Raw genomic sequence first — 22760 nt, 5'->3', positions numbered from 1 at the left:
TAATCGTCGCTTGCTGTGATGGAAAAACCGCACTGCCCTATGGCGTGCGGTTTTTTCCTTTAGGCCTGATGCAAAGTGTCGTCATTAGAAAAAGGAGAGTGCTGTGTCGCGTAGACGCGTCGTAGTCACCGGTATGGGTATGTTATCGCCACTGGGCACGGATGTGCCGAGCAGTTGGCAGGGCATTCTGGCTGGCCGCAGTGGTATTGGTCTGATTGAACATAGGGACCTTTCTGCCTATTCCACCCGTTTTGGCGGCTCGGTAAAGGGCTTCAATGTCGAGGAATATCTCTCGATCAAGGAGTCCCGTAAACTCGACCTGTTCATTCAATACGGTTTGGCAGCAGGTTTTCAGGCGGTGCAAAATGCCGGCCTGGAAGTAACCGACGCCAACCGTGAGCGCATCGGAGTGGCTATGGGTTCGGGTATTGGTGGTCTGACCAATATCGAAGAAACCAGCCGCACCCTGCACGAATCCGGGCCTCGTCGAATTTCACCATTCTTCGTGCCAGGTTCGATCATCAATATGATTTCTGGTTTCCTGTCCATCCACCTGGGTGCGCAGGGGCCTAACTACGCCATTTCCACAGCCTGCACCACAGGTACTCACTGCATCGGCATGGCGGCGCGCAATATCGCCTATGACGAGGCGGACGTGATGATCGCCGGTGGCGCCGAGATGGCCGCCTGCGGGCTGGGCATGGGCGGCTTCGGTGCTTCCCGTGCGCTGTCGACTCGTAATGACGAGCCGGACCGTGCCAGCCGTCCGTGGGACAAGGGCCGTGATGGGTTCGTGCTGTCCGACGGTGCCGGTGCGCTGGTCCTCGAAGAGCTGGAGCACGCCAAGGCCCGTGGCGCTACCATCTACGCCGAGTTGATCGGATTCGGCATGAGCGGTGACGCCTACCACATGACGTCGCCACCGGCTGACGGTGCGGGTGCAGCGCGCTGCATCACCAATGCGCTGCGGGATGCGAAGATCAACGTCGACCAGGTGCAATACATCAACGCCCACGGCACTTCGACGCTGACTGGCGACTTGGCGGAAGCCGAGGCCATCAAGTCGGTGTTCGGCGAGCACGCCTACAACCTGGCGGTCAGCTCCACCAAGTCCATGACCGGTCACCTGTTAGGTGCGGCGGGCGCGGTCGAGGCGATCTTCAGCGTGCTGGCGATCAAGGATCAGGTCGCACCGCCGACCATCAACCTTGATGAGCCAGACGAAGGCTGTGACTTGAACTTCGTGCCTCACGAGCCGCAGAAGATGCCGATCGATGTGGTGTTGTCCAACTCGTTCGGTTTTGGTGGCACCAACGGTTCTCTGGTGTTCCGCCGGTTCGCCGAGTGATGCACAGCTGGGTCGACGGTCAGCCAGCGGACACAGTGCCTCTGAAAGATCGCGGCCTGGCATACGGCGATGGCTTGTTTGAAACCATTGCCGTCAAGGCTGGGCGCCCCGTGCTGCTCGACCGCCACCTGCAGCGCCTCGCCGAAGGCTGCAGGCGTTTGGCGATTGTTGCGGATCAGAACCTGATCCGCAGCGAATTGCTGAGTTATGCCGCCGCACTGGGCGATGGTGTACTCAAGCTGATCCTGACCCGAGGCGACAGCCAGCGCGGTTATGGCATTCAACCTGGCGCAACAGCGCGCCGTATTCTGCAGGGCAATCCGCCCGCTACTTATCCAGACACGCATGCTTTATCGGGCATACGCCTGTTTCCGTGCGCCACCCGTTTGTCCGAGCAACCCGTGCTCGCGGGTCTCAAGCATCTCAACCGCCTGGAACAGGTGATTGCCCGTTCCGAGTGGCAGGATGCCGATCACGCCGAAGGTTTGATGCTGGATATCTCCGGTCGAGTCATCGAAGGCGTCTTCAGCAATTTGTTCCTGGTTCGTGACGGCATGTTGCTGACCGCTGATCTGAATCGCTGCGGTGTCGCCGGCGTCATGCGGGCCGAGGTGTTGGCCCAGGCGGGTACGTTGGGTATCCCGGTGAATGTCACCGATATCAGCCTTGAACAGTTGCAGCAGGCGGACGAAGTCTTTGTTTGCAACAGCGTATATGGCATTTGGCCGGTGCATGGGTGTGGGGTGATGAGCTGGTCGATTGGGCCACTCACCCGTAAACTGCAAGGCATTGTTCGCGCGCTATTGGATATTTGATTTGAGACGTAAATTTGTACTGCTGCTGGAGATTGGTCTGGTCCTGGCAGGTTTGCTGCTGGGTGCTTCGGCCTGGAAGCTCAATAGCGCCCTTGAGCAGCCCTTGAGCCTGACGCAAGAGCAGTTGCTGGATGTGCCCGCCGGATCGACACCGACAGGCACCTTCAATCGCCTGCAAGCTGATGGTGTGATCCAGGACGCGTTCTGGTTGCGTCTCTACTGGCGCTTCAACCTTGATGGTCAGCCACTGCACAGTGGTGAGTACCGCATGTCTCCCGGCATGACTGCGCAGGGCCTGATCGGCCTGTGGCAGCGCGGTGAGGTGGTGCAATACAGCTTGACCCTGGTGGAGGGCTGGAACTTCCGCCAAGTGCGCGCCGCCCTGGCCAAGCATGAAAAGATCGAGCAGACCCTGTCAGGCTTGAGTGACAGCGAGGTGATGGACAAGCTCGGCCATCCGGGCGTCTTTCCGGAAGGGCGCTTCTTCCCCGATACCTACCGCTTCGTGCGTGGCATGACTGACGCCGAACTGCTGAAGAAGGCCTACAGCCGTCTGGACGATGTCCTTGCCCAGGAATGGAGCAAGCGTGCCCCGGCTGTTCCCTACACCGAACCTTATCAAGCGCTGATCATGGCTTCTCTGGTGGAAAAAGAGACCGGAGTGCCTGAAGAGCGCGGGCAGATTGCTGGAGTGTTTGTGCGACGCATGAAAATCGGCATGCCGCTGCAAACCGACCCGACCGTGATCTACGGCATGGGCGAGCAGTACAACGGTAAGCTGACCCGCGCTCATCTCAAGGAGCCTACGCCCTACAATACTTATACGATTCCCGGTTTACCGCCGACGCCGATTGCCATGGTCGGCCGCGAAGCGATTCATGCTGCACTGAACCCGGTGCCTGGCAGTAGCCTGTATTTTGTTGCCCGTGGCGACGGTAGCCATATTTTCTCCGACAACCTGGATGCGCATAATTCTGCTGTGCGTGAGTACCAGATCAAGCGCCGCGCCGATTATCGTTCCAGCCCTGCGCCGGCAGCGAAGCCGGTGGACAGTACGCCGCTCCCTGCTGACGCACCGCCCGAAGTCCCGGCGGAGCAATCCCCGGCACCTGACGCCGCTGCGCCACAAAGCCCGCAATGACTCTGACTAAGGACTGCCTGTGACTGGCTTGTTTATTACCCTGGAAGGCCCGGAAGGCGCAGGCAAAAGCACCAACCGCGAATACTTGGCCGAACGCCTGCGGGCCGAAGGCATCGAGGTATTGCTGACTCGCGAGCCGGGCGGTACGCCCCTGGCCGAGCGGATCCGCGAGGTGTTGCTGGCTCCGGGCGACGAGCAGATGAACCCGGACACCGAGCTGCTGCTGGTGTTTGCCGCCCGCGCCCAGCACCTGGGCGAAGTGATTCGCCCGGCCCTGGCCCGTGGCGCAGTGGTGATCTGTGACCGTTTTACCGATTCCACTTACGCCTATCAGGGCGGCGGCCGTGGCTTGTCCCTTGAACGTATCGCGACGTTGGAAACCTTTGTCCAGGGCGACTTGCGCCCACACTTGACCCTGGTGTTCGACCTGCCGGTGGAAGTCGGTCTGGCCCGAGCCAGCGCTCGTGGGCGCCTTGACCGCTTCGAGCTGGAAGGCCGGGTATTTTTCGACGCCGTGCGCAGTGCCTATCTCAAGCGCGCCAAGGCAGACCCGGCGCGCTATTGCCTGGTGGACGCGGCGCAGCCTCTGACTCAGGTTCAGCGGGCACTGGATGCCCTGATGCCGAAACTGTTGGAGCTTTACCGTGGCTGAAGCCTACCCATGGCAGGACAGTCTGTGGCAGCAACTGGCCGGTCGTGCCCAGCACGCCCATGCCTATTTGCTCCATGGGCCGGTGGGCATCGGCAAGCGGGCGTTGGCCGAGCGCTTGATGGCCAGCCTGCTGTGCCAGCGTCCGCATGGCCTGGAAGCCTGCGGCGAGTGCAAATCGTGCATGCTGCTCAAGGCCGGCAGTCATCCGGACAACTACGTGCTGGAACCGGAAGAAGCCGACAAGGCAATCAAGGTCGATCAGGTTCGTGACCTGGTCAGCTTTGTGGTGCAGACCGCACAGATGGGTGGACGCAAGGTGGTGTTGATCGAGCCGGTAGAGTCGATGAACATCAACGCTGCCAACGCCTTGCTCAAAAGCCTGGAGGAGCCGTCTGGCAACACCGTGCTGCTGTTGGTCAGTCACCAGTCCAGCCGTTTGTTGGCGACCATTCGCAGTCGCTGCGTGCAACAGGCTTGCCCGTTGCCGAGCGAGGCCATGAGTTTGCAGTGGTTGGGCCAAGCCTTGCCGGAGTGCAGTGCAGAAGCGCGTATCGAGTTGCTGACCCTGGCTGCCGGCTCGCCATTGGCCGCAGTCAAGTTGCAGGCTCAGGGCGTGCGCGAGCAACGGGCGTTGGTGGTCGATGGCGTGAAAAAACTGCTCAAGCAAGAGCTATCCGCCACGCAACTGGCCGAAACAGCCTGGAAAGATATTCCACTGCTGCTGCTGTTCGACTGGTTCTGCGACTGGTCCAGCCTGATTCTGCGCTACCAACTGACCCAGGATGAAAGCGGTCTGGGCTTGATGGATATGCGTAAGGTTGTGCAATACCTGGCGCAAAAGAGCGCTCAGGACAAGGTCTTGAATATTCAGGACTGGATACTCGCCCAGCGCCAGAAAGTCCTGGGCAAGGCCAACCTCAATCGGGTGCTGCTGCTTGAGGCGTTGCTGGTGCAATGGGTCGGGTTGCTCGGCCGCCGCTGATTTTTTCGGGGCCCACGGGTTTACCGTTGGTCAGACACTCCCTGTGACGCAAGTTGTAACTTCCTATGCTCGTAGATTCCCATTGTCACCTTGACCGTCTCGACCTTACTGCACACAACGGTTCCCTGGACGCCGCTCTCGACGCTGCTCGCCAGCGCGGGGTAGGGCACTTCCTGTGCATTGGCGTCAGCGCCGAAAACGCCGCCGACGTCAAAGCCTTGGCCGAGCGCTATGCCGATGTCGATTGCTCGGTGGGTATCCATCCCCTGGACCTCAAGCCCGGCGAAGCGCCGGCCCTGGATTGGCTGCTGGGTGAGCTCAATCACCCCCGAGTAGTCGCGATCGGCGAGACAGGCCTGGATTATCACTACGAACCGGAAGCGGCCGAGTTGCAGCAAGCGTCGTTTCGCCTGCACCTGCAAGCCGCGCAACAGACCGGCAAACCGGTGATCGTTCACACCCGTGGCGCCCGTGCCGATACCTTGGCACTGTTACGGGAAGCCGCGCTGCCCCAGGCCGGTGTGCTGCATTGCTTCACTGAAGATTGGGACATGGCCAAGGCTGCCTTGGACCTGGGCTTCTACATCTCCTTGTCGGGTATCGTTACCTTTCGCAATGCCGACGCCCTACGGGATGTGGCACGCCAAGTACCGGCGGACCGCCTGCTAGTGGAAACCGACTCGCCTTACCTGGCGCCTATCCCTCATCGTGGCAAGCCGAACCTGCCGGAATACGTGCGGGATGTGGCGGACTATCTGGCGATGTTGCGGGGCGAGTCCTACGAGCGCTTTGCCGAGCAGACCACAGAGAACTTCAAGCGCCTGTTTGCGCAGGCTCACGTTGGTTAATGCGCGCGGGTTAAATCCCAGGCAAAAAAAACCCGGGTTCTGGGGGGTGAATCCGGGTTAAGACCATTAGGAGTAAAACAAGGGCACACAGTCCGTCGGTGCCCATATCGGCGCGTCACTTGGGGGAGATGTCACGCCGACATTTCAAGTATTGATCAGTATCCCGTTCAGTCCAGCCGCATCTGATCGTTTTTTAAACAGATTTGGAATACGCCCGCTTCGGTTGAGTTCTCATTGAGACGATGCACGCTGCAGGGTGGTGCGTATTATTTCTGACCCATATAGCTCCAATCGTTGGCGAGCTGTAAGTTAAGTGCAAGGGTTGTTCATATAGACGTTGCCCAACGACCGTACAGTCCGGATAATCCCTCGGACCGGGTAAAACGTTCCGTCACGCATCGCCAATCGAAGCATGCGGTACGTAACCCTTCCATTACTGACCTCTGCAGACCTTTTTCTTATGCACAAAGAACCCCGTAAGGTCCGTGAGTTTCGCCGCCGCGAGCAGGAAATTCTCGACATCGCACTCAAGCTGTTCCTCGAACAGGGTGAAGACAGCGTCACTGTCGAGATGATTGCGGATGCCGTGGGTATCGGCAAAGGCACGATCTACAAGCACTTCAAGTCCAAGGCCGAGATCTATTTGCGCCTGATGCTCGACTACGAGCGGGATTTGAATGAGTTGCTGCACTCGGCCGATGTCGACAAGGACAAGGAAGCCTTGTCCCGAGCCTATTTCGAATTCCGCATGCGCGACCCGCAACGCTACCGCTTGTTTGATCGTCTGGAAGAGAAGGTGGTCAAGGGCAACCAGGTGCCCGAGATGGTCGAGGAACTGCACAAGATTCGTGCCTCGAACTTCGAACGCCTGACCCTGTTGATCAAGGGCCGCATCAGCGAAGGCAAGCTCGAAGACGTTCCGCCATATTTCCATTACTGCGCCGCTTGGGCGTTGGTGCACGGCGCCGTGGCGCTGTACCACTCGCCGTTCTGGAGCAACGTGCTGGAAGATCAGGAAGGGTTCTTCCAGTTCCTGATGGACATCGGCGTGCGCATGGGCAACAAGCGCAAGCACAGCACCGAGCTGCCGAGTGCCGAAACGCCTGCCGCCTAAGTCAATTGCCAGATAATTTACTGCTAGGTGCAGTAACCCAGGAATATACTCAGGTAAGGTTCTTGCTAAAATCTGATTTATCAGTCAGGTTTTAGTGTGCCCGAATTATCCTCTGCCGGAGTGATCCATGATCGTTGATCGTCAAGGCAGGCGTTTTCGCAATTTGCGAATCAGCCTGACCTCAGCCTGCAACTACGCCTGTACCTACTGCGTGCCAAACGGCAAGCGGCTGGTGGCTGCGCAGGACGAACTCTCGGCCGAGGCCATGGCGCGGGGCGTCGCCTATCTGATCGAGGCTGCCGGCATCGATCGCCTGCGTATTACCGGTGGCGAGCCGCTGGTCAGCCCCAAGCTTGAAGCCTTTATGGGCGCGGTAGGCAAGATGGGCCTGAGTGATATCAGCCTGACTACCAACGGCCAACTGCTGGCCCGCAAGCTGCCGTTGTTGGTGGATGCAGGGATTCGCCGGATCAACGTTTCTCTCGATACCCTGGACGCTGATGCCTTTCGCAGCATCGCCCGTGGCGGCGACTTGGCCACCGTGCTCGATGGCATGGACCAGGCGCGCGCCGCAGGGATCAAAATCAAGGTCAATATGGTGCCGTTGCGCGGGCAGAACCTGGACCAGGTTCTGCCGCTGCTCGACTATTGCCTGGAGCGTGGCTACGAGCTGCGCTTTATCGAATTGATGCGCATGGGCCACCTGGCCAGCGACTCCAATGCCTTCCTCCAGCAGTTCGTCAGCCTGCAGCAGTTGCTGAGCCTGATTGGCGCCCATCACGACTACCTGCAAGCCGACGCTCCGGTGGATGCCACCGCGGTACGTTATGAAGTGCCCGGCAAAGGCTTCTTCGGCGTGATCGCCAACGAAAGCGTGCCGTTCTGCCGTACCTGCTCACGGTTGCGCCTGTCGTCCACCGGTTGGCTGCATGGCTGCCTGTCGTCGAGCAATCGCCACTATGTCGGCGACCTGTTGGACAAGCCGCGTCACCAGGCTTTGCCGGCCTTGCAGCGCTTGCTGGTCAAGGCCTTGGGTGACAAGCAGGAAGTGGCGTTTTCCGGCGGGGCCACGATCATGAAGATCATTGGCGGCTAGTCGCTCAAGCTGGCGCAAAATCTGCATCTCGTGCCTATTCGCCGGTTTTCCGTCACCGGCCTCTGGAGGATAGGATGCGTAGTCTGGTTTTGTTGCTGGCGTCGTTAGCGCTGGGCGGCTGCATGACAGTCAGCGATATGGCCGAAGGCACTCGCTATCAGATGAGCGATGCCGGGTTGCTGGATCACAGCAATACCCGCCGTTCCAACTCGATCCGCATACAGCCGGACTCCTTTATCTTTATCGCCCAAGGCGCATTCACCCCGCCGGGCAGCGCCTATCCACGCCCCAACGTGGTGGCCGAAGAAGCGTTCAACGGCTTTATCGAATACTTCCCCATGGTCCGCCGCGCCCGCTCGCCGGAAGGTCTGGAGGAGGCGATGGCCGAAGCCCGCAGCGTCGGCGCCCATTACCTGCTGTATACGCGCTTTGCCAAGGCCGACGACCGGATCGGCAATGCCGACGAATGGACCGACCAGCAGGCCGTGGACCGGCTGGGGATCGACAGCGGCGTCATCCAGATCATGTTGATCGAGACCAGCACCCAGTATTTGATTGATACTGCACGGATTCGCAGTCGTGGCGGTTTACTGACGTTGCACGACAACAAACCCGAAGATCTGCTTGGGCCGCCGCTTGCGCAATACGCTCGCAGCCTGTTGGGCATGAGTGATCAGTAAGTCAAAGGAGACAGCATGAGCGATTCGGCCAAGGCCAACGACCTGTTGGCACAACTGCCCAAGGGCAAGGGACCGGCGCCGGTTCACCTGTGGAACCCGGATTTTTGCGGCGATATCGACATGCGAATTGCCCGTGACGGTACTTGGTTCTACATGGGCACGCCCATCGGCCGTAAACCCATGGTCAAGCTGTTCTCCAACATCATCCGCCGCGATGGCGATGATTACTTCCTGATTACCCCGGTGGAAAAGGTCGGGATCAAGGTCGACGATGCCCCCTTCATCGCCTTGACCCTGGAAGTTGAAGGGCAGGGCGAAAGCCAGGTCCTGCGCTTTACCACTAACGTTGAGGATCAGGTCGAGGCTGGCCTAGAGCATCCGCTGCGGGTGGTGATTGATCCAGATACTCAAGAGCCGGCACCTTATTTGCGGGTGCGCACCAACCTAGAAGCCTTGGTTCATCGCAACGCTTTCTACCAGTTGGTGGAGCTGGCGGTGTCTCGTCCGATCAACGGTCAGAACTGGCTTGGCGTATGGAGTGGCGGGGTATTTTTCCCCATCGGCCTGGAACCCTGAGACCGATTTCCCCTTTCCCTTGAAATAATTTGCTTGCTGCAGCGAGGCGCTTTCGGTTATCAGTTTGTACATGATTAGACATGTACGATTTGATAAGAAAAAACGCGTCGTCGACGAACTGATCCGCCGTATCGAGGGCGGAGTCATGGCCGACGGTTTCCTGCTGCCAGGTGAGCATCAACTGGCCGAAGAGTTTTCGGTCAGTCGCGGCACGCTGCGTGAGGCCCTCGCCGAGCTCAAGCGTCGCAGCTACATCGCCACCCAGAGTGGTGTCGGCTCCATCGTCACCTTTGACGGCATGGTCCTTGACCAGCGCAGCGGCTGGGCCCAGGCCCTGGCCGATACCGGTGCCTTTGTGACCACCGACGTCCTGCGCCTGGAAGCGGTAACCCGCCCGGATCTGCTCAGCCGCTACGGCAGCGATCAGTTCATCGCCCTCGACCGCCGCCGACGCACCGCTGATGGCACCGCCGTGTCCCTGGAGCGTTCGTTGATGCCCGCCTCCGGTGGCCTGGAAGGCCTTCCTCGGGTCGGTCTGATCGACAACTCCCTGACCATCACCCTCGCGGCTTACGGCTATGTGGGTGCTGGCGGCGATCAATGGATCGGCGCCGAGCCCTTGAGCGACACCGACGCCCAGTTACTGGGTCGTCCTGCCGGCACGGTTTTCCTCAAGACCCTGCGCACTACCTACGACCGTCAGGACCGTTTCATGGAGTACGTCGAAAGCTGGCTCGACCCTCTGCATTTTCGTTTGCACCTTCAATTTTGAGGTTCGTAATGACCCCGCATACCCGCGCCCTCGGCGCTTTCTATGGCCTGGCATTGGGCGATGCCTTAGGCATGCCTACCCAGTCCCTGAGTCGTGAACAGGTCAAGGCCCGCTTCGGAGCAATCACCGCCCTGGAAGATGCCGGCGCTGATCAGCCGATTGCGCCGAACATGCCCAAGGGCTCAATCACCGATGACACCGAGCAGGCGATTCTGGTAGGTCAACTGCTGGTGGACGGCCAGGGCAAAATCGACCCGACCGAACTCGCTCAACGCCTGATCGACTGGGAAGCGGTGATGCGCGCCAAAGGCTCCCAGGACCTGCTGGGTCCGTCGACCAAGCGGGCCATCGATATGATCCTGGCCGGCCACACCCCGCAAGAATCCGGACGCTACGGCACCACCAATGGCGCGGCGATGCGCATCACGCCGGTGGGTATTGCGGCGGATGTCACTGACCCGCAAGCCTTTATCCAGTCGGTGATCCAGGCATGCCAGGTCACGCACAACACCACCCTGGGTATCGCCAGTGCCGCCGCAGTGGCAGCGGTGGTTTCGGCCGGCATCAACGGCGTTGATTTGGGTGAGGCACTGAACATCGGCACGCAGATCGCGCAACAGGCCGAAAGTCACGGTAACTGGGTCGCCGGCGGACGTATCGCCACCCGCATCAGTTGGGCGCGGACGTTGAGTGTCGGCAGTAGCGACAAGGGCCTGTTCGCCGACCTGCTCTACGAATTGATCGGTACCTCCGTTGCCTCCCAGGAATCGGTGGTGGTGTCCTTTGCCCTCGCACAGCAAGTGGCAGTGGGCGAGATGGATGCTTTCGAAGCCCTGTGCATGGCCGCCAGCCTCGGCGGCGACACCGACACTATTGCCGCGATTCTCGGCGCGATGCTTGGCGCTTGCCTGGGGATGCAGTGCTGGCCTGAGTCGCTGATTGAGCAGGTCAAGCAGGTTAACGGCCTGGACTTGCAGCCGCTGGTCCAGGGGCTGCTGGCGTTGCGCTGAGCGCCACAGACCCCATGCAGTATCCGGTTCCATGTGGGAGCCGGGCTTGCCCGCGATGCAGGCGACTCGGTCTCTAAGGGATACCGAGATGATGCCATCGCAGCGCTGCAGCGACCCGACAAGCCTGCTCCCACAGGAATGCCGGGATGTTGATTCAACTTGCGAAACTGCCACAACCACAACAAAACAGGCATCAGGAGCACCCCGTCATGAGTTCGACATCTTCCGGCCAAAGCGCCGGGCAGTTGGAAGCGCGCGGTATCGAGCCGGTCCCGGAAGGCGAGTGCAACGGTCATCCGCTGCAACTGTTTTGGGTCTGGTTCGCCGCTAATATCAGCATTCTCGGCTTGCCGCTGGGAGCGACTCTGGTGGCGTTTCGCGGCCTGGCCATCTGGCAGGCAATCATCGTTGCGATCCTCGGCGCTGCTGGCTCGTTTGCGGTGGTGGGCATCATCTCCATCGCCGGCCGTCGTGGTCGCGCACCGAGCCTGACCCTGTCCCGGGCGATCTTTGGTGTACGCGGCAATATCGGCCCGACACTGGTGTCGCTGATGTCGCGCCTGGGCTGGGAAACCGTCAACACCACCACCGCCGCGTTCGTGCTGCTGTCGTTGTGCTCGATCCTGTTCAACTCGCCGGTGGCCGCAAAAAGCGCACCGCTGCTGACCTTGCTGTTTATCGGCATTTTCGTACTGCTGACCCTGGCCGTCTCGGGCCTGGGCCATGCCACCTTGTTGGTGATCCAGAAGTGGGCGACCTACGTGTTCGGCGCGTTGAATATCCTGGTGGGTGGTTTCCTCTGCGCCACCATCGACTGGAGCGCCGTATTCAACGCCACCCCGGCACCGCTGAGCGCGATGATCATCGGCGTCGGCACCATGGCCGCCGGCACCGGGATTGGTTGGGCCAATGCCGGTGCCGACATGTCCCGCTACCAGCATCGCAGCGTCAAGGCCGTGCGCCTGGTGGCGTCCGCAGCCTTCGGTGCAGGGATTCCGCTGGTGCTGCTGATTACCCTAGGTGGCCTGCTGTCGGTGGGCAACAATGACCTGGCCTCGGCCACTGACCCGATCATCGCGATCCGCGACATGCTGCCGACCTGGATGGCCGTGCCGTACCTGATCACCGCGTTTGGCGGGCTATTGCTGTCCAACAACCTGTCGGTGTATTCGGCAGGCCTGACCACATTGACCCTCGGCTTGAAGGTCAAACGCGTGCATGCCGTGATTGTCGACATCGTCGCGATTTTCGCCGGTTCGATTTACTTCATGCTGATCGCCGACAGCTTCTACGGCCCATTCATCACCTTTATCTCGTTGCTGGCAGTGCCAATCACCGCCTGGGTGGGGATCTTTGTCGTCGATCTGATCCATCGCCATTACTACAGCCCCAAGGATTTGCTGGACGTCACACCCAGCAGTGCCTACTGGTATCGCGGCGGTATCGAATGGCGCGCATTGGGTGCCTGGGTGATCGCGATTGTGCTGGGCTTCAGCTTCACCACCATCGGCACCACTGCCGAGAACATCTGGTTCTCCGGGCCGCTGTCCGATTCCTGGTTGGGGCATAACGGCCTGGGCTGGATCGTCACTTTCCTGGTGGCCGGCGGAATTTATGCGGTATTGGGTGGCGCTGCGGATCGTCGCCCTGCTTTGTTAGAGAACGCTAATGTCTAGATTGCTTCACACAGGCCAGGTCATCGTCGACCTGGTCATGTCCCTCGACAAGCTGCCCGCGTCAGGCGGCGATGTGCTGGCGCAATCCGCCAGCTTCGAAACCGGTGGCGGCTTTAACGTGATGGCAGCCGCCCAGCGCAACGGCTTGCCGGTGGTGTACCTAGGACGGCACGGCAAGGGGCGTTTCGGCGACCTGGCCCGTGCGGCGATGCAGGCGCAAGGCATCGAAATGGCCCTGGCCGCCAGCGAGGGCGAGGACACCGGCCTGTGCGTGGCACTGACCGAAGCGACCACTGAGCGCACCTTCATTTCCCATATGGGCGCCGAAGGTGAACTAAGCACCGAGGACTTGGCCCGTACGGTCCCCCGCACCGACGACTATGTGTACGTCAGCGGCTATAGCCTGTTGCTTGAGGGCAAGGCTCAGCCTTTGCTCGATTGGTTGCTGGGGTTGCCGAGGGAGATCGCGGTGGTGTTCGATCCGGGCCCGTTGGTCAATGCGCCGGGCTCATCGCTGATGGCCGTCTTGCTGCCCCGTATCGATATCTGGACCAGCAACGGTCCAGAGGCACTGGCCTTTACCGGCACCGGGGCTATCGCTGACGCGCTGCTCAAACTCAACGACCACCTGCCTGCGCAAACGCTGCTGGTGGTGCGCGATGGGCCCAACGGCTGCTGGATCGGCCGTAACGGGCAGACCGAGCATGTGTCAGGGTTCAAGGTTAAGGCGGTGGACAGCAACGGTGCGGGCGATGCTCATGCCGGGGTGTTTATCGCCGGCCTGGCTAATGGATTGACGCCAGCCGCGGCGGCGCGCCGAGCGAATGCGGCGGCGGCACTGGCGGTCACACGTTGGGGGCCGGCAACTTCACCGGGTACCGCTGAAGTGGATGCGTTGTTGGCGGGGGCCTGAGTCGGCAGAATAGGCACCACTCAGTACGGAGCGATCCCATGACTCAGAACATCTACGACACCCCGGCCTTCTTCGAGGGCTACAGCAAAATGGGTCGCTCAGTGGAAGGCCTCGCCGGCGCGCCGGAGTGGCCCGCCTTGTAGGCATTGCTGCCGCCCATGCCAGGCTTGAAAGTGGTGGATCTGGGCTGCGGCTATGGCTGGTTCAGCCGATGGGCCCAGGAGCAGGGCGCTGATCAGGTATTGGGGCTGGATGTCTCGCAAAAGATGCTGGCGCGGGCAACCGAGATGACTTCATCGCCAGCCATTACTTACGCCATTGCCGACCTTGAGCAACTGGACCTTCCTGTCGCTACCTTCGACCTGGCCTATAGCTCGCTGGCCTTGCACTATATCGTCGACCTCAAGGGCCTGTTCGCTCGTGTCCATGAGTCGCTGGTTCCTGGTGGTTGGCTGGTGTTTTCCATCGAACACCCGATCTTCATGGCGCCTCGTGAGCCGGGTTGGCTGATTGATGACCAGGGGCGCAAGAGCTGGCCGGTGAACGGCTATCAGCAGGAAGGGCCGCGGGTCACCCATTGGCTGGCGGAGGGTGTGATCAAGCAGCACCGCACCTTGGGCACCTTGATCAACCTGTTGATCAAGGCAGGTTTTACCTTGAGTCATGTCGAGGAGTGGGGGCCAAGTGAGGCGGACCTCAAGGCCCGCCCGGAGTTGGCGCAAGAGCAGGAGCGGCCGATGATGTTGATTGTGGCTGCGCAGCGCTTGGGCAGTTGACCTGATAAAGATCAAAGTGTGTGGGCGGACTTGTCTGCACTTTACCTCTCGTCCCCTTTATTATTTATCCAAAGTAATTGGTTCTCGGATTTGGTTATATCTTTTCAGCGTCATAGTCACCTGCCACTACTATGAAGATCACTTCTCCTCCGCGACTCGAAGTGAAGCAGTAGTTTTTTCCAGTCTCATTTGAATTAACTCTCATCGCTTCTCCAGAGAGACTTGTCTCGGATGCTTCGTACATTTCAGATATTTCAGAACCAACGGCGCCAATACCTTGGAAGGCAATCAAATCTTGAAAAGATATGATCCATGATTGCTCTTGCCAATCTGTAAACTCCATTAGCAATGTGTTTCGGTTGCACGTTATTTTTTCGATTGTTCCGTCTGAAACGGGAAATTTTTTCATTTTAAGTTCCTGGGTGCTTTTCGCCTGGCAAGAAACCAGTTCCATGTCCGGGTTGATAGTTTTCGGGTTTTACTTTCAAGAGCAGTTTTTGTTTTTTGGCTTGCTTCCAGCTCAAATTATTTGGCTTAAGTTCGATGTGATAGTGCTCCCCGTGATGTCTTGGACTGAAAGGGCCTAAGTCTCCTGGGTGGCTTTCAAAGCGTATTAGAGTATCGGTATTAGGCCGCCATTCCATTCTTTGGGTGCCGTGTTTTGTTGTAGAGGCTTTGGGGGGCACCTAAAACCTTTGTTAAATAATTGGGGTCGTTTAGTACGGGGCCTTACTGAAGGTCTGCGTAATCCATGTAGCCCTCAAATGCTAAACAGCCTATCCAGCATAGGTTTTCAGGGAAGATATATGTATGTTGAGGGACCTCTGAAAAAATCTCAATTGCTTTTTTGATGTCGGTGATGTTGATGGAGTAAGCGTGATCAATAGCTGCGTCGCCCAAGAAAATCACATTCTGAATAGTCAGGCTGCTCAGTCTTTTTGATGTTTCGGTTAAAGCGCTGTCTTTTTCTAAGGTGCTAAGACTGATTGGATTTTGCAGAGTTGCCCAATGGATTTTATTCCCGATAAAAGTGACTTTTTTTTGTAGTTCATTGACAAAGAGCTCCTGGTCACTGCTCGACAGTTGCATATGGTGAATGCATTATTTCTTTAGCGTGCATATCAAATGTTCATCGAAGTAACTCATTTTTTTGAAAACCTTCTATTTATCCTAAGTACAAGCTCTGGTGGGCCTTCGAAAAGGTAGTGAGATCCTTTTTTCTTCCCATACCAAACGTTTATGTGAGCTCCACTTGAACGCACGTTGCGAACCGATGTGCATCAACAGGCGCTTGCATTGGAGTAGATTTGTGGGGGGGCTTCAGGATTCGTCCCTTTTTTCGTTTGCACAAAACTAATTACATCATCCATTGCTGCTTCTTAGAGGTAGTCTATGCCCAGCTTACGCAGTCATGGTCATCCATGTGGACTAAGAACGTTAGGTCTCGGTCAGTTACCCAGAAAGGATAGCCCGTTGTTTCAGATAAAATACGAGCAAGATTTTTGGAGCTACATATCTCCCAAGCTCTGTGGGCTGAGTCGAAAACAATAAAAATCAGCCTCTCACTATGAATATGGGATTGTATCTCTTTCCAAAAATTTGGATTGTGTTCCTCGCTTTTTATGTTGAGATCAATAGGGTTAAGTGTTTTTTGTTTGGTTTTAAAAAAACTCTCACTAAGAGATGTGATCAGGGCGCTGAGCTCGTTCGAGTCTAGCTTTCTGCCCTCAATGTCTAAAGCTATTAAAGTTTCATCGATTTCTTCTTCTAAATAATTCATTGAGATGTGCCAATTTTTGAACGGCTAACAGGAAGTAGTTCAAGCAATATATGCCCTCTTTTGGCTCCGCCATAGCCTCTTTTTCCTGCTGTCTGGTAACCGGCATGTGGTGAGGCAGGACCTTTAGTAGTTGGGATCAGCGCCGGATCGTCGATGTTTACCTCTGCTCCCTTATTCGGACCTCTTAATACTCTCCACTCTGCCGGCCACGACTTACCATATTGGTCTTTTCCCCACTTAGTCACGGTGTAGTCATCCTTTGATATGCCTGTCCTGTGAAATGCCTCGTCCAGCGCTTTACGCATTTGTTGATAAGAACTCCCCTTTACTGTTCTCCAATCAAGATCCACATCGGAATTAAATTTCCATGTTCCGCCAGCGGCCTGTGGGCAGTCTGTAGGTGCACATGCTAACCCCAACGGATCCACCCACCCCGTAGGGTTGGGCACGTACTGGTATCCGTTCAGCCCGCCCGCCAGTTTCACCGGGTCGGGCGTCAGGTAGCGACCGTTGTCCGGATTGTAGTAGCGATGGCGGTTGTAGTGCAGTCCGCTTTCTTGATCGAAGTACTGGCCCTGGAAGCGCAGCGGGTTGTTGACGGTGTTAACGTCAAGCTTCGCGATTTGGCCGTAGGCGCGGTAGTGGGCGGACCAGACGATTTCGCCGTCGGGATTCGTCAGTTCCTGGGGTGTGCCGAGGTGGTCGAGTTGGTAATGGAAGGGTTTGACGTTTTCCGGGCCAAAGCCTTCCAGCAAGGCTAACGGGCGGAAGCTGTCGGGTTCGTAGACGTAGCTGCGGTGTTGTTCCTCTGAGTGTTCGGCAATCAGGGTGTCGCCTTGCCAGAAGAATTCGGTGCTCTTCTCATCGATGGTTTTTCTGATGCGCCGGCCAAGCGGGTCGTAGCGGTAGCTGGCTTGTCGGCCATCCGATTGAGTGACGGCGATCAGCCGATGCTGGCAGTCGTAGCGGTATTCGGTGACCAGTTGCTGGGCGCGACCTCGGCGTTCGCGCAGGAGGTTGCCGAAGGCGTCGTAGTCGTAGTGGCGATCGCCTTGCATCAGCAGGCGGTTGCCTTTGATCACGCCGGGGCCCATGCGGTCTTGCATCAGCAGGTTGCCGGCCGGGTCGTGGGCGAAGCGTTCTTGCAGGTCTTGTGAGTGGTTGGCGCGGCTCAGGCGGCCCAGCGGGTCGTAGTGGTAGTCGTGCTGGCCTTTGCGGGTGTCGAGGATGCGGGTCAGGTTGCCGCGCTTGTCGTAATCGTATTGGCGGCGGTAGTGGCGTTGTTCTTGTTGAGTCAGGGCGTGGGCGTGCAGGCGGCCTTGGTCGTCGTAGTGGTAGTGGCTGAGGAGTTGGCCTTGCTGGCGCTGGTGTTCGCGGCCTGATTTGAACAGGTGCGAGGTGAGCGTTTTGCCGTTGAGTTCGATGGTGGCGAGGTGGCCGCCTTTGTCGTGCTGGAAAACGAGACGATTGTTGTCCGGCAGGCGCAGGCTTTTGAGCTGGCCGCAGTGGTCGTAGCCATAGCGCAAGGTGCCCCAGCCTTGGTGCTCGGCCGTGAGGCGGTTCTGAATGTCATATTCGTAATTGAGCGGCCAGTGGCCGTCGTCGACGCTGAGTAGATTGCCGAGGCGGTCGTAGGTGTAATCGACACGGCTGCCGTCGGGCAGGGTTTTTCGTACCAGTCGACCGGCTGTGTCCCGTTGATAGTCAGTAACCAGCTGACTATCGTCATCGCCGTATTCGGTCTTTGCCAGCAGATGGCCGTTAAGGTCGTAGGCGTAGGCAGTGCGCCGACCATCAAACCCGATCTCCTGCTGGATCAGGCCGTTGGCGTGATAGACGAGCTGATAGGTTTCGCCAACCTCGTTTTCAATCTCGGTCAGCAGTAACCGGGTGTTGTCGTAGCGGTATTTGAGTTGTGTGCCATCAGGGTTAATGCGTCGGCTGATCAGGTGCAGGCCGTCGGCGTACTCGTAACGGGTGACACGGCCGAGTTCATCGCGCTCGGCGGTGATTTTGCCGTAGGGGTTGTAGCTGAATTCGCGGGTGGCGCCTCCTGGTTGGATCACTTTCAGCAAGCGACCTACGGCGTCCCACTGGTACTGGGTCAGCGCGCCATGCTCATCCTCTACCGCAACCTGCCGCCCCAGGTCGTCATAGCGATAACGCCGTACACCGCCATTAGCCAGCTGTTCCTCGGTGAGTTGGCCACGCTCATTCCAGGTCAGGCGCTGACTGCTGTTATCCGGATGCCAGACGCCGGTGAGCTTGCCGTGTTTGTTGTAGCTGTAGTCGGTGTAATTGCCGTCAGGGTCAGTCTTACGGGTGATATCGCCCTGATCGTTACGCTGGTATTTCCAGACCGCGTCGCCACGGCGTACGACCCGAACGAAACCGTTGTCATGCTCGTAGGATGTCGGCTCATCGTCCCCTGGAAACAGCGTAATCAGCCGACCGGCTTCGTCGTACTGATACGCCGTCACCGCCCCGAGCGGGTCCTGCTCGACCGTCAGCCGGCCCTTATCGTCGTAGGATTTGAAGTGCTCCGCGCCGTCCGGGTCGATCCGCTGCACCAGCCGCGCACGCTGGTCGTGGACGTAGACTTCCTGACTGCCATCAGCGTTATGGACGGTGACACAGCCGTTGTCGTCCCAAACATAACGCGTGTCCATCTGCGAAAAACTGGCCCAGTGCCGCACGCAGCGTGCAGCCTTGCCGGACCGTTCCCACTCCCAAAAGAAACTCGCCCCACCGGCCAGTTCCCGTTCCAGAATCACTTGCTGATCGTCGTACCGATACCGCTCGCTTTCGCCTACAGCATTGGTTGCCTCAATCAGCCGCCCAGCGTCGTCATAGCGGTAGGAAACAACGTTCAGCTCGGTAACCCAGACGTACTCCTGATACTCCTCGGCGCGCTGTACCTGGTAGTCGACTGCAACGATATGGCCCCGGTCATAGCGCAGCAGCAACCCCCGCCCGACGCCGTTATCCAGCCGTTGAATCCGTCCTGAATAGTCGCGGGAGATACGCAGGCGGTTGTCATACGCGTCGCTGATCGATGTCAGCAAACCGTCGCGAAAATGATAGAAACGGGAGTCTTGAGCCAGCACCAGTTCATCTGGCGAAGAACCCAGATAAATCGCCGCCTCCGCCAAGCTATTGCTGATCGCCGGTCGCGAAACAGAGGGCAACGCAAACGTCGTGCTGCGGTTCTCATGATCGGTCCACACCACCGACTCGCCAATCACAGAAAGCCGCTGAGCCAGCGAATGGCTCCAGCCAAACCCCAGTCCGCAATCCACTTCCACCGCACTGGTGCGGTACACCCTTGTCCAGGCAAACGGCAGAAGCCCGTCCAGCTCACCGTCCGTGAGGGTCAGCAGTTCCTCACCGGTAACCATCGACACCGGGCAACCATTGGTCGCCGTTTTATCGGCACTGGCCGCTGCATCGCCGTTAGGGTTTTTCGCAGAAGAGGGCACATCGTCGACAGGCTCTTTGTGCCTGATCACCGTGTTCTGACGCGCGCCCCAGCGCATCTGCATGCCCCCTTTTTTCAGGCCGCTGACCACGCCACGAACAGCCACCGTCTTGTAGCGACTCACTGCCCCCATGAAGCTTTTGATGATGGTGAAGATGCCTTTAACAAGATCGATGGCAGCTTCAACAACCTGCGCTCCGTACTTGGCCAGACGCAGCCCCAGATAGGCGATGCCTGCACCTTGCAGGGCAATGGTCAGCACCACTGCGATTAATAGGTCAATCAGCAGCGACACTACAACCCTGGCAACGATCTCAGCCGCCTTGCCGGCAACTTGGCTAGGCGGCAACGCCGACAGCCAAACCATTGCCGTACGCAATATCAAGTACAGCGCCGCCTCGTCACTGGCCAACAGCATGGCCTGCTCCATCACCTGAGGCGCGGTACGGGCTAACTCCGCCAATTCACTGGCCTGGGCACCCAAACGTTCGATATGTTTGGCGGGGTCTTGCAGAATGTCCTGGACCAGCGAAATGCTATCCCACACCCCGGAAATCGCCGACCAACTCCCCGCCAGCAATCCGCTGCCGATCGCGCTTGCAGTCGACGCCTGCCAATGCGGTTTGAAACCGTCCCATTGACCACGCAGCCAAGCTTCGAGGTCGTTCGTCAAACCGTCGTAAGAAGAGAACAGCGCATCGACCTGTTCCGCCGAAACCCCGCCCTGCACCCGTACCTGATAACGCCCGCCGGCCACACAGTGGTGAGAGCCTTTGCCCTGCTCATCCAGCATGACTACCGTAGAGCTACCGTCATCCAGCCCAATCACCTCAACCGAGAGGTTCCCCAACGGCACGTCATACACCGACTCAAACTTGCTCTCGATCTCCAGCAGGCCGCCTGCCGGACAGCGCGCCACCGTCGAAAAGTTATCATCGGAAAGGCTCACCGATACTTGCGAACCCCCAAACCGCAGCACCTGATCCATCCCCAGCAACGATGGCAAATCCGCTGCATGGCTGACCTTATCCAGAGCTTGCGAATACCAGGCGCCCACCTGCTGGCGATAGACCGCCAGGCTCTGATGAAAACCATCCAGCTCATGTTCGATAAAGGTGATGCGAGAGGAAGAAGCAGTCATCCGTGACGTCTCTGCAAGAAGGAGGCGTCGGAGTCTGCAACAGCAAAAGAGGGGCTGGACGAGTGGTCCGGAAAATCAGATTGGGCTTACGGGGAGGGGAAGTTTTCTGCGTAGCGCCGCTGCCCAGGGTTACATGAAGCGGCGACTCAGCTTATTGACTACCTACGACCCGCATTTGCCGGAAGCGGCATAACTCCGCCGTTTTTTCGACTTATCGCAAATCCCCGTTTTCCTTCATTTACTCGCAAACCCTTGCCCCGCCTGGATTTTCCTCCGTTTTCAAAAGTTGGTGCGCAAATTGCTAAAGACTCTTTAGTACAGCGGTGGACGGCAAGCGTCCGTCAGAGAGAGGAATGAGCGTGGACAAGTACCTTTATGTGGCAATGACCGGCGCCAGCCAGAATGCACTGGCGCAGAAGGCTCATGCCAACAATCTGGCGAACATTTCCACCAACGGTTTTCAGCGTGACCTGGAACAGGCCCGCTCAATGCCGGTATTTGGCGACAGCTTTCCGGCGCGGGCATTTGCCTTGACCGAACGGCCGGCGACGGATTTCTCCGCCGGCTCCATGCTCGAAACTGGCCGCGACCTCGACGTCACTGTCGGCGGTGACGGCTGGATTGCCGTGCAAACCCCAGACGGCGGCGAAGCCTACGTGCGCACTGCCAGCATGAACGTCGATGCCCTCGGCATGCTGCGGGCCGGCAACGGGATGCCGATCATGGGCAACGGCGGGCCGATCTCCGTGCCGCCTGAGCAGAAGATCGAAGTAGGCCAAGACGGCACCATCAGCATCCGCGCCATGGGCGAAGGCCCGCGGGTGATGGCTGAAGTGGACCGGATCAAGCTGGTCAACCCTGATTTAAAGACCATGAGCAAAGGCCTGGACGGCGCGATCCACACCAATGACGGCCAGCCTGCCGTAGCGGATGCCAGCGTCAAGCTGGTGTCGGGCTTCCTGCAGTCGAGCAACGTCAATGCTGTCGAAGAAATGACGGCGGTGCTGGCCCTGTCCAAGCAGTTCGAGCTGCACATCAAGATGATGAACAGCGCCAAGGAAGACGACCAGGCAATGACTCGCGTCCTGCAGATGACCTGATCGCCACCCACTGATTACTAATTTCGTAACGCGGCGCCATAAAACAGGCGCACGAAGGAGAACAGCATGCTTCCGGCTCTATGGGTTGCCAAAACAGGTCTGTCCGCCCAGGACACCAACCTGACCACGATCTCCAACAACCTGGCGAACGTTTCGACCACGGGTTTCAAACGTGATCGCGCCGAATTCCAGGACTTGCTCTATCAGATCAAGCGTCAGCCTGGCGCCCAGTCGACCCAGGACAGCGCCTTGCCGTCGGGTCTGCAAGTGGGTACTGGTGTGTCCATTGTTGGCACCCAGAAAAACTTCAGCGCCGGCAACCTGCAGCAAACTGGCCAGCCTTTGGACTTGGCGCTCAACGGTCGCGGCTTCTTCCAGATCCTGCAACCGGACGGCACCACCTCCTATACCCGTGACGGTACGTTCCACCTGGATTCCAATGGCCAGGTCGTCACCGCCAACGGTTTTGCCCTGGAGCCGGCGATTGTCGTGCCCAACGATGCCCAGACCTTCACGGTCGGCACCGATGGCACCGTGTCCGTCACCATCGCCGGTAACCCGGCGTCGCAAGTGATCGGCAACCTGCAGACCGCTGACTTCATCAACCCGGCCGGCCTGCAAGCCTCCGGTAACAACCTGTTCCTGGAAACCGCCTCCAGCGGCGCGCCGCAAGTGGGTACGCCGGGGCTAAACGGTTTTGGTACCACCCTGCAAAACACCCTGGAAACCTCCAACGTCAGCACTGTTGAAGAGATGGTCAACATGATCACCACTCAGCGTGCCTACGAGATGAACTCCAAGGTGATTTCCACCGCCGACCAGATGCTTTCGTTCGTAACGCAGAATCTGTAATCAAGTCTAT

At 58.5% G+C, this 22760-nt stretch carries 20 protein-coding genes and 1 pseudogene; 17 read left to right on the top strand and 4 right to left on the bottom strand.

Going from position 1 to position 22760, the window contains the following annotated elements:
- The first annotated feature begins 103 nt into the window (after positions 1-103).
- The 15 genes and pseudogenes from fabF (at position 104) to AAEZ06_RS16915 (ending at position 14399) form a co-directional block, all read left to right on the top strand.
- Entirely contained in the window at positions 104-1348 is a 1245-nt protein-coding gene (fabF, locus tag AAEZ06_RS16985) for a beta-ketoacyl-ACP synthase II (protein WP_149413501.1), read from the top strand.
- Positions 1348-2163, top strand: a complete 816-nt coding sequence (gene pabC, locus AAEZ06_RS16980; RefSeq protein ID WP_350615304.1) for an aminodeoxychorismate lyase — start codon at positions 1348-1350, stop codon at positions 2161-2163. The genes fabF and pabC overlap by 1 nt, the downstream gene beginning before the upstream one ends.
- A 1-nt stretch (position 2164) precedes the next feature.
- Complete coding sequence (mltG, locus tag AAEZ06_RS16975; RefSeq protein WP_149413499.1) at positions 2165-3304, top strand: endolytic transglycosylase MltG; 1140 nt, start codon at positions 2165-2167, stop codon at positions 3302-3304.
- A 19-nt stretch (positions 3305-3323) separates the two neighbouring features.
- A complete protein-coding gene (tmk, locus tag AAEZ06_RS16970; RefSeq protein WP_149413498.1) occupies positions 3324-3956 on the top strand; it encodes a dTMP kinase in 633 nt (210 codons plus the stop codon).
- Positions 3949-4938, top strand: coding sequence for a DNA polymerase III subunit delta' (locus AAEZ06_RS16965; protein ID WP_133099177.1), 990 nt, complete (start codon positions 3949-3951; stop codon positions 4936-4938). Before tmk ends, AAEZ06_RS16965 begins: the two co-directional genes overlap by 8 nt.
- 65 nt (positions 4939-5003) lie before the next feature.
- On the top strand, positions 5004-5786 hold the full coding sequence (locus AAEZ06_RS16960) for a TatD family hydrolase (RefSeq protein WP_133099176.1): 783 nt from the start codon (positions 5004-5006) through the stop codon (positions 5784-5786).
- Between the two features lie 460 nt (positions 5787-6246).
- The gene (locus AAEZ06_RS16955; protein ID WP_149413496.1) at positions 6247-6900 is read left to right on the top strand and encodes a TetR/AcrR family transcriptional regulator; all 654 of its coding nucleotides are present in this window, start codon (positions 6247-6249) and stop codon (positions 6898-6900) included.
- Positions 6901-7027: 127 nt separating this feature from the next.
- A complete protein-coding gene (locus AAEZ06_RS16950; protein ID WP_149413495.1) occupies positions 7028-7996 on the top strand; it encodes a GTP 3',8-cyclase MoaA in 969 nt (322 codons plus the stop codon).
- A 74-nt stretch (positions 7997-8070) separates the two neighbouring features.
- The gene (locus tag AAEZ06_RS16945) at positions 8071-8676 is read left to right on the top strand and encodes a DUF4823 domain-containing protein (RefSeq protein WP_149413494.1); all 606 of its coding nucleotides are present in this window, start codon (positions 8071-8073) and stop codon (positions 8674-8676) included.
- A gap of 15 nt (positions 8677-8691) precedes the next feature.
- Complete coding sequence (locus AAEZ06_RS16940) at positions 8692-9252, top strand: DUF1285 domain-containing protein (protein ID WP_149413493.1); 561 nt, start codon at positions 8692-8694, stop codon at positions 9250-9252.
- Between the two features lie 70 nt (positions 9253-9322).
- Positions 9323-10024, top strand: coding sequence for a GntR family transcriptional regulator (locus tag AAEZ06_RS16935; RefSeq protein ID WP_149413492.1), 702 nt, complete (start codon positions 9323-9325; stop codon positions 10022-10024).
- An 8-nt stretch (positions 10025-10032) separates the two neighbouring features.
- Positions 10033-11034, top strand: a complete 1002-nt coding sequence (locus AAEZ06_RS16930) for an ADP-ribosylglycohydrolase family protein (protein ID WP_350615299.1) — start codon at positions 10033-10035, stop codon at positions 11032-11034.
- A gap of 209 nt (positions 11035-11243) precedes the next feature.
- The gene (locus tag AAEZ06_RS16925; RefSeq protein ID WP_350615297.1) at positions 11244-12710 is read left to right on the top strand and encodes a purine-cytosine permease family protein; all 1467 of its coding nucleotides are present in this window, start codon (positions 11244-11246) and stop codon (positions 12708-12710) included.
- Positions 12703-13623, top strand: a complete 921-nt coding sequence (locus AAEZ06_RS16920; RefSeq protein ID WP_350615295.1) for a PfkB family carbohydrate kinase — start codon at positions 12703-12705, stop codon at positions 13621-13623. The genes AAEZ06_RS16925 and AAEZ06_RS16920 overlap by 8 nt, the downstream gene beginning before the upstream one ends.
- A 38-nt stretch (positions 13624-13661) precedes the next feature.
- Positions 13662-14399, top strand: a pseudogene (locus AAEZ06_RS16915) (class I SAM-dependent methyltransferase).
- 94 nt (positions 14400-14493) lie between these two features.
- Here the strand turns inward: AAEZ06_RS16915 and AAEZ06_RS16910 are convergent.
- From AAEZ06_RS16910 to AAEZ06_RS16895, 4 genes are all read right to left on the bottom strand, one after another.
- Positions 14494-14808, bottom strand: a complete 315-nt coding sequence (locus AAEZ06_RS16910; RefSeq protein ID WP_149413487.1) for a hypothetical protein — start codon at positions 14806-14808, stop codon at positions 14494-14496.
- Between the two features lie 320 nt (positions 14809-15128).
- Positions 15129-15488, bottom strand: a complete 360-nt coding sequence (locus tag AAEZ06_RS16905; RefSeq protein ID WP_149413486.1) for a hypothetical protein — start codon at positions 15486-15488, stop codon at positions 15129-15131.
- A gap of 301 nt (positions 15489-15789) precedes the next feature.
- Complete coding sequence (locus AAEZ06_RS16900; protein WP_149413485.1) at positions 15790-16179, bottom strand: hypothetical protein; 390 nt, start codon at positions 16177-16179, stop codon at positions 15790-15792.
- A complete protein-coding gene (locus tag AAEZ06_RS16895) occupies positions 16176-20798 on the bottom strand; it encodes a polymorphic toxin type 47 domain-containing protein (protein WP_350615292.1) in 4623 nt (1540 codons plus the stop codon). Before AAEZ06_RS16895 ends, AAEZ06_RS16900 begins: the two co-directional genes overlap by 4 nt.
- 359 nt (positions 20799-21157) lie before the next feature.
- Between AAEZ06_RS16895 and AAEZ06_RS16890 the strand changes: the two genes are divergently transcribed.
- Together AAEZ06_RS16890 and flgG are read left to right on the top strand one after the other, a co-directional pair.
- Positions 21158-21898: a flagellar basal body rod protein FlgF gene (locus tag AAEZ06_RS16890; RefSeq protein WP_133099166.1), complete on the top strand. Its 741-nt coding sequence runs from the start codon at positions 21158-21160 to the stop codon at positions 21896-21898.
- A 66-nt stretch (positions 21899-21964) separates the two neighbouring features.
- Positions 21965-22750, top strand: coding sequence for a flagellar basal-body rod protein FlgG (gene flgG / locus AAEZ06_RS16885; protein ID WP_133099165.1), 786 nt, complete (start codon positions 21965-21967; stop codon positions 22748-22750).
- The last annotated feature ends 10 nt before the right edge of the window (positions 22751-22760 follow it).

Origin of the sequence: Pseudomonas sp. HY7a-MNA-CIBAN-0227 (assembly GCF_040310325.1) — a bacterium.
Taxonomy (GTDB): domain Bacteria; phylum Pseudomonadota; class Gammaproteobacteria; order Pseudomonadales; family Pseudomonadaceae; genus Aquipseudomonas.
This window is presented reverse-complemented; position numbering and strand designations above follow the sequence as displayed.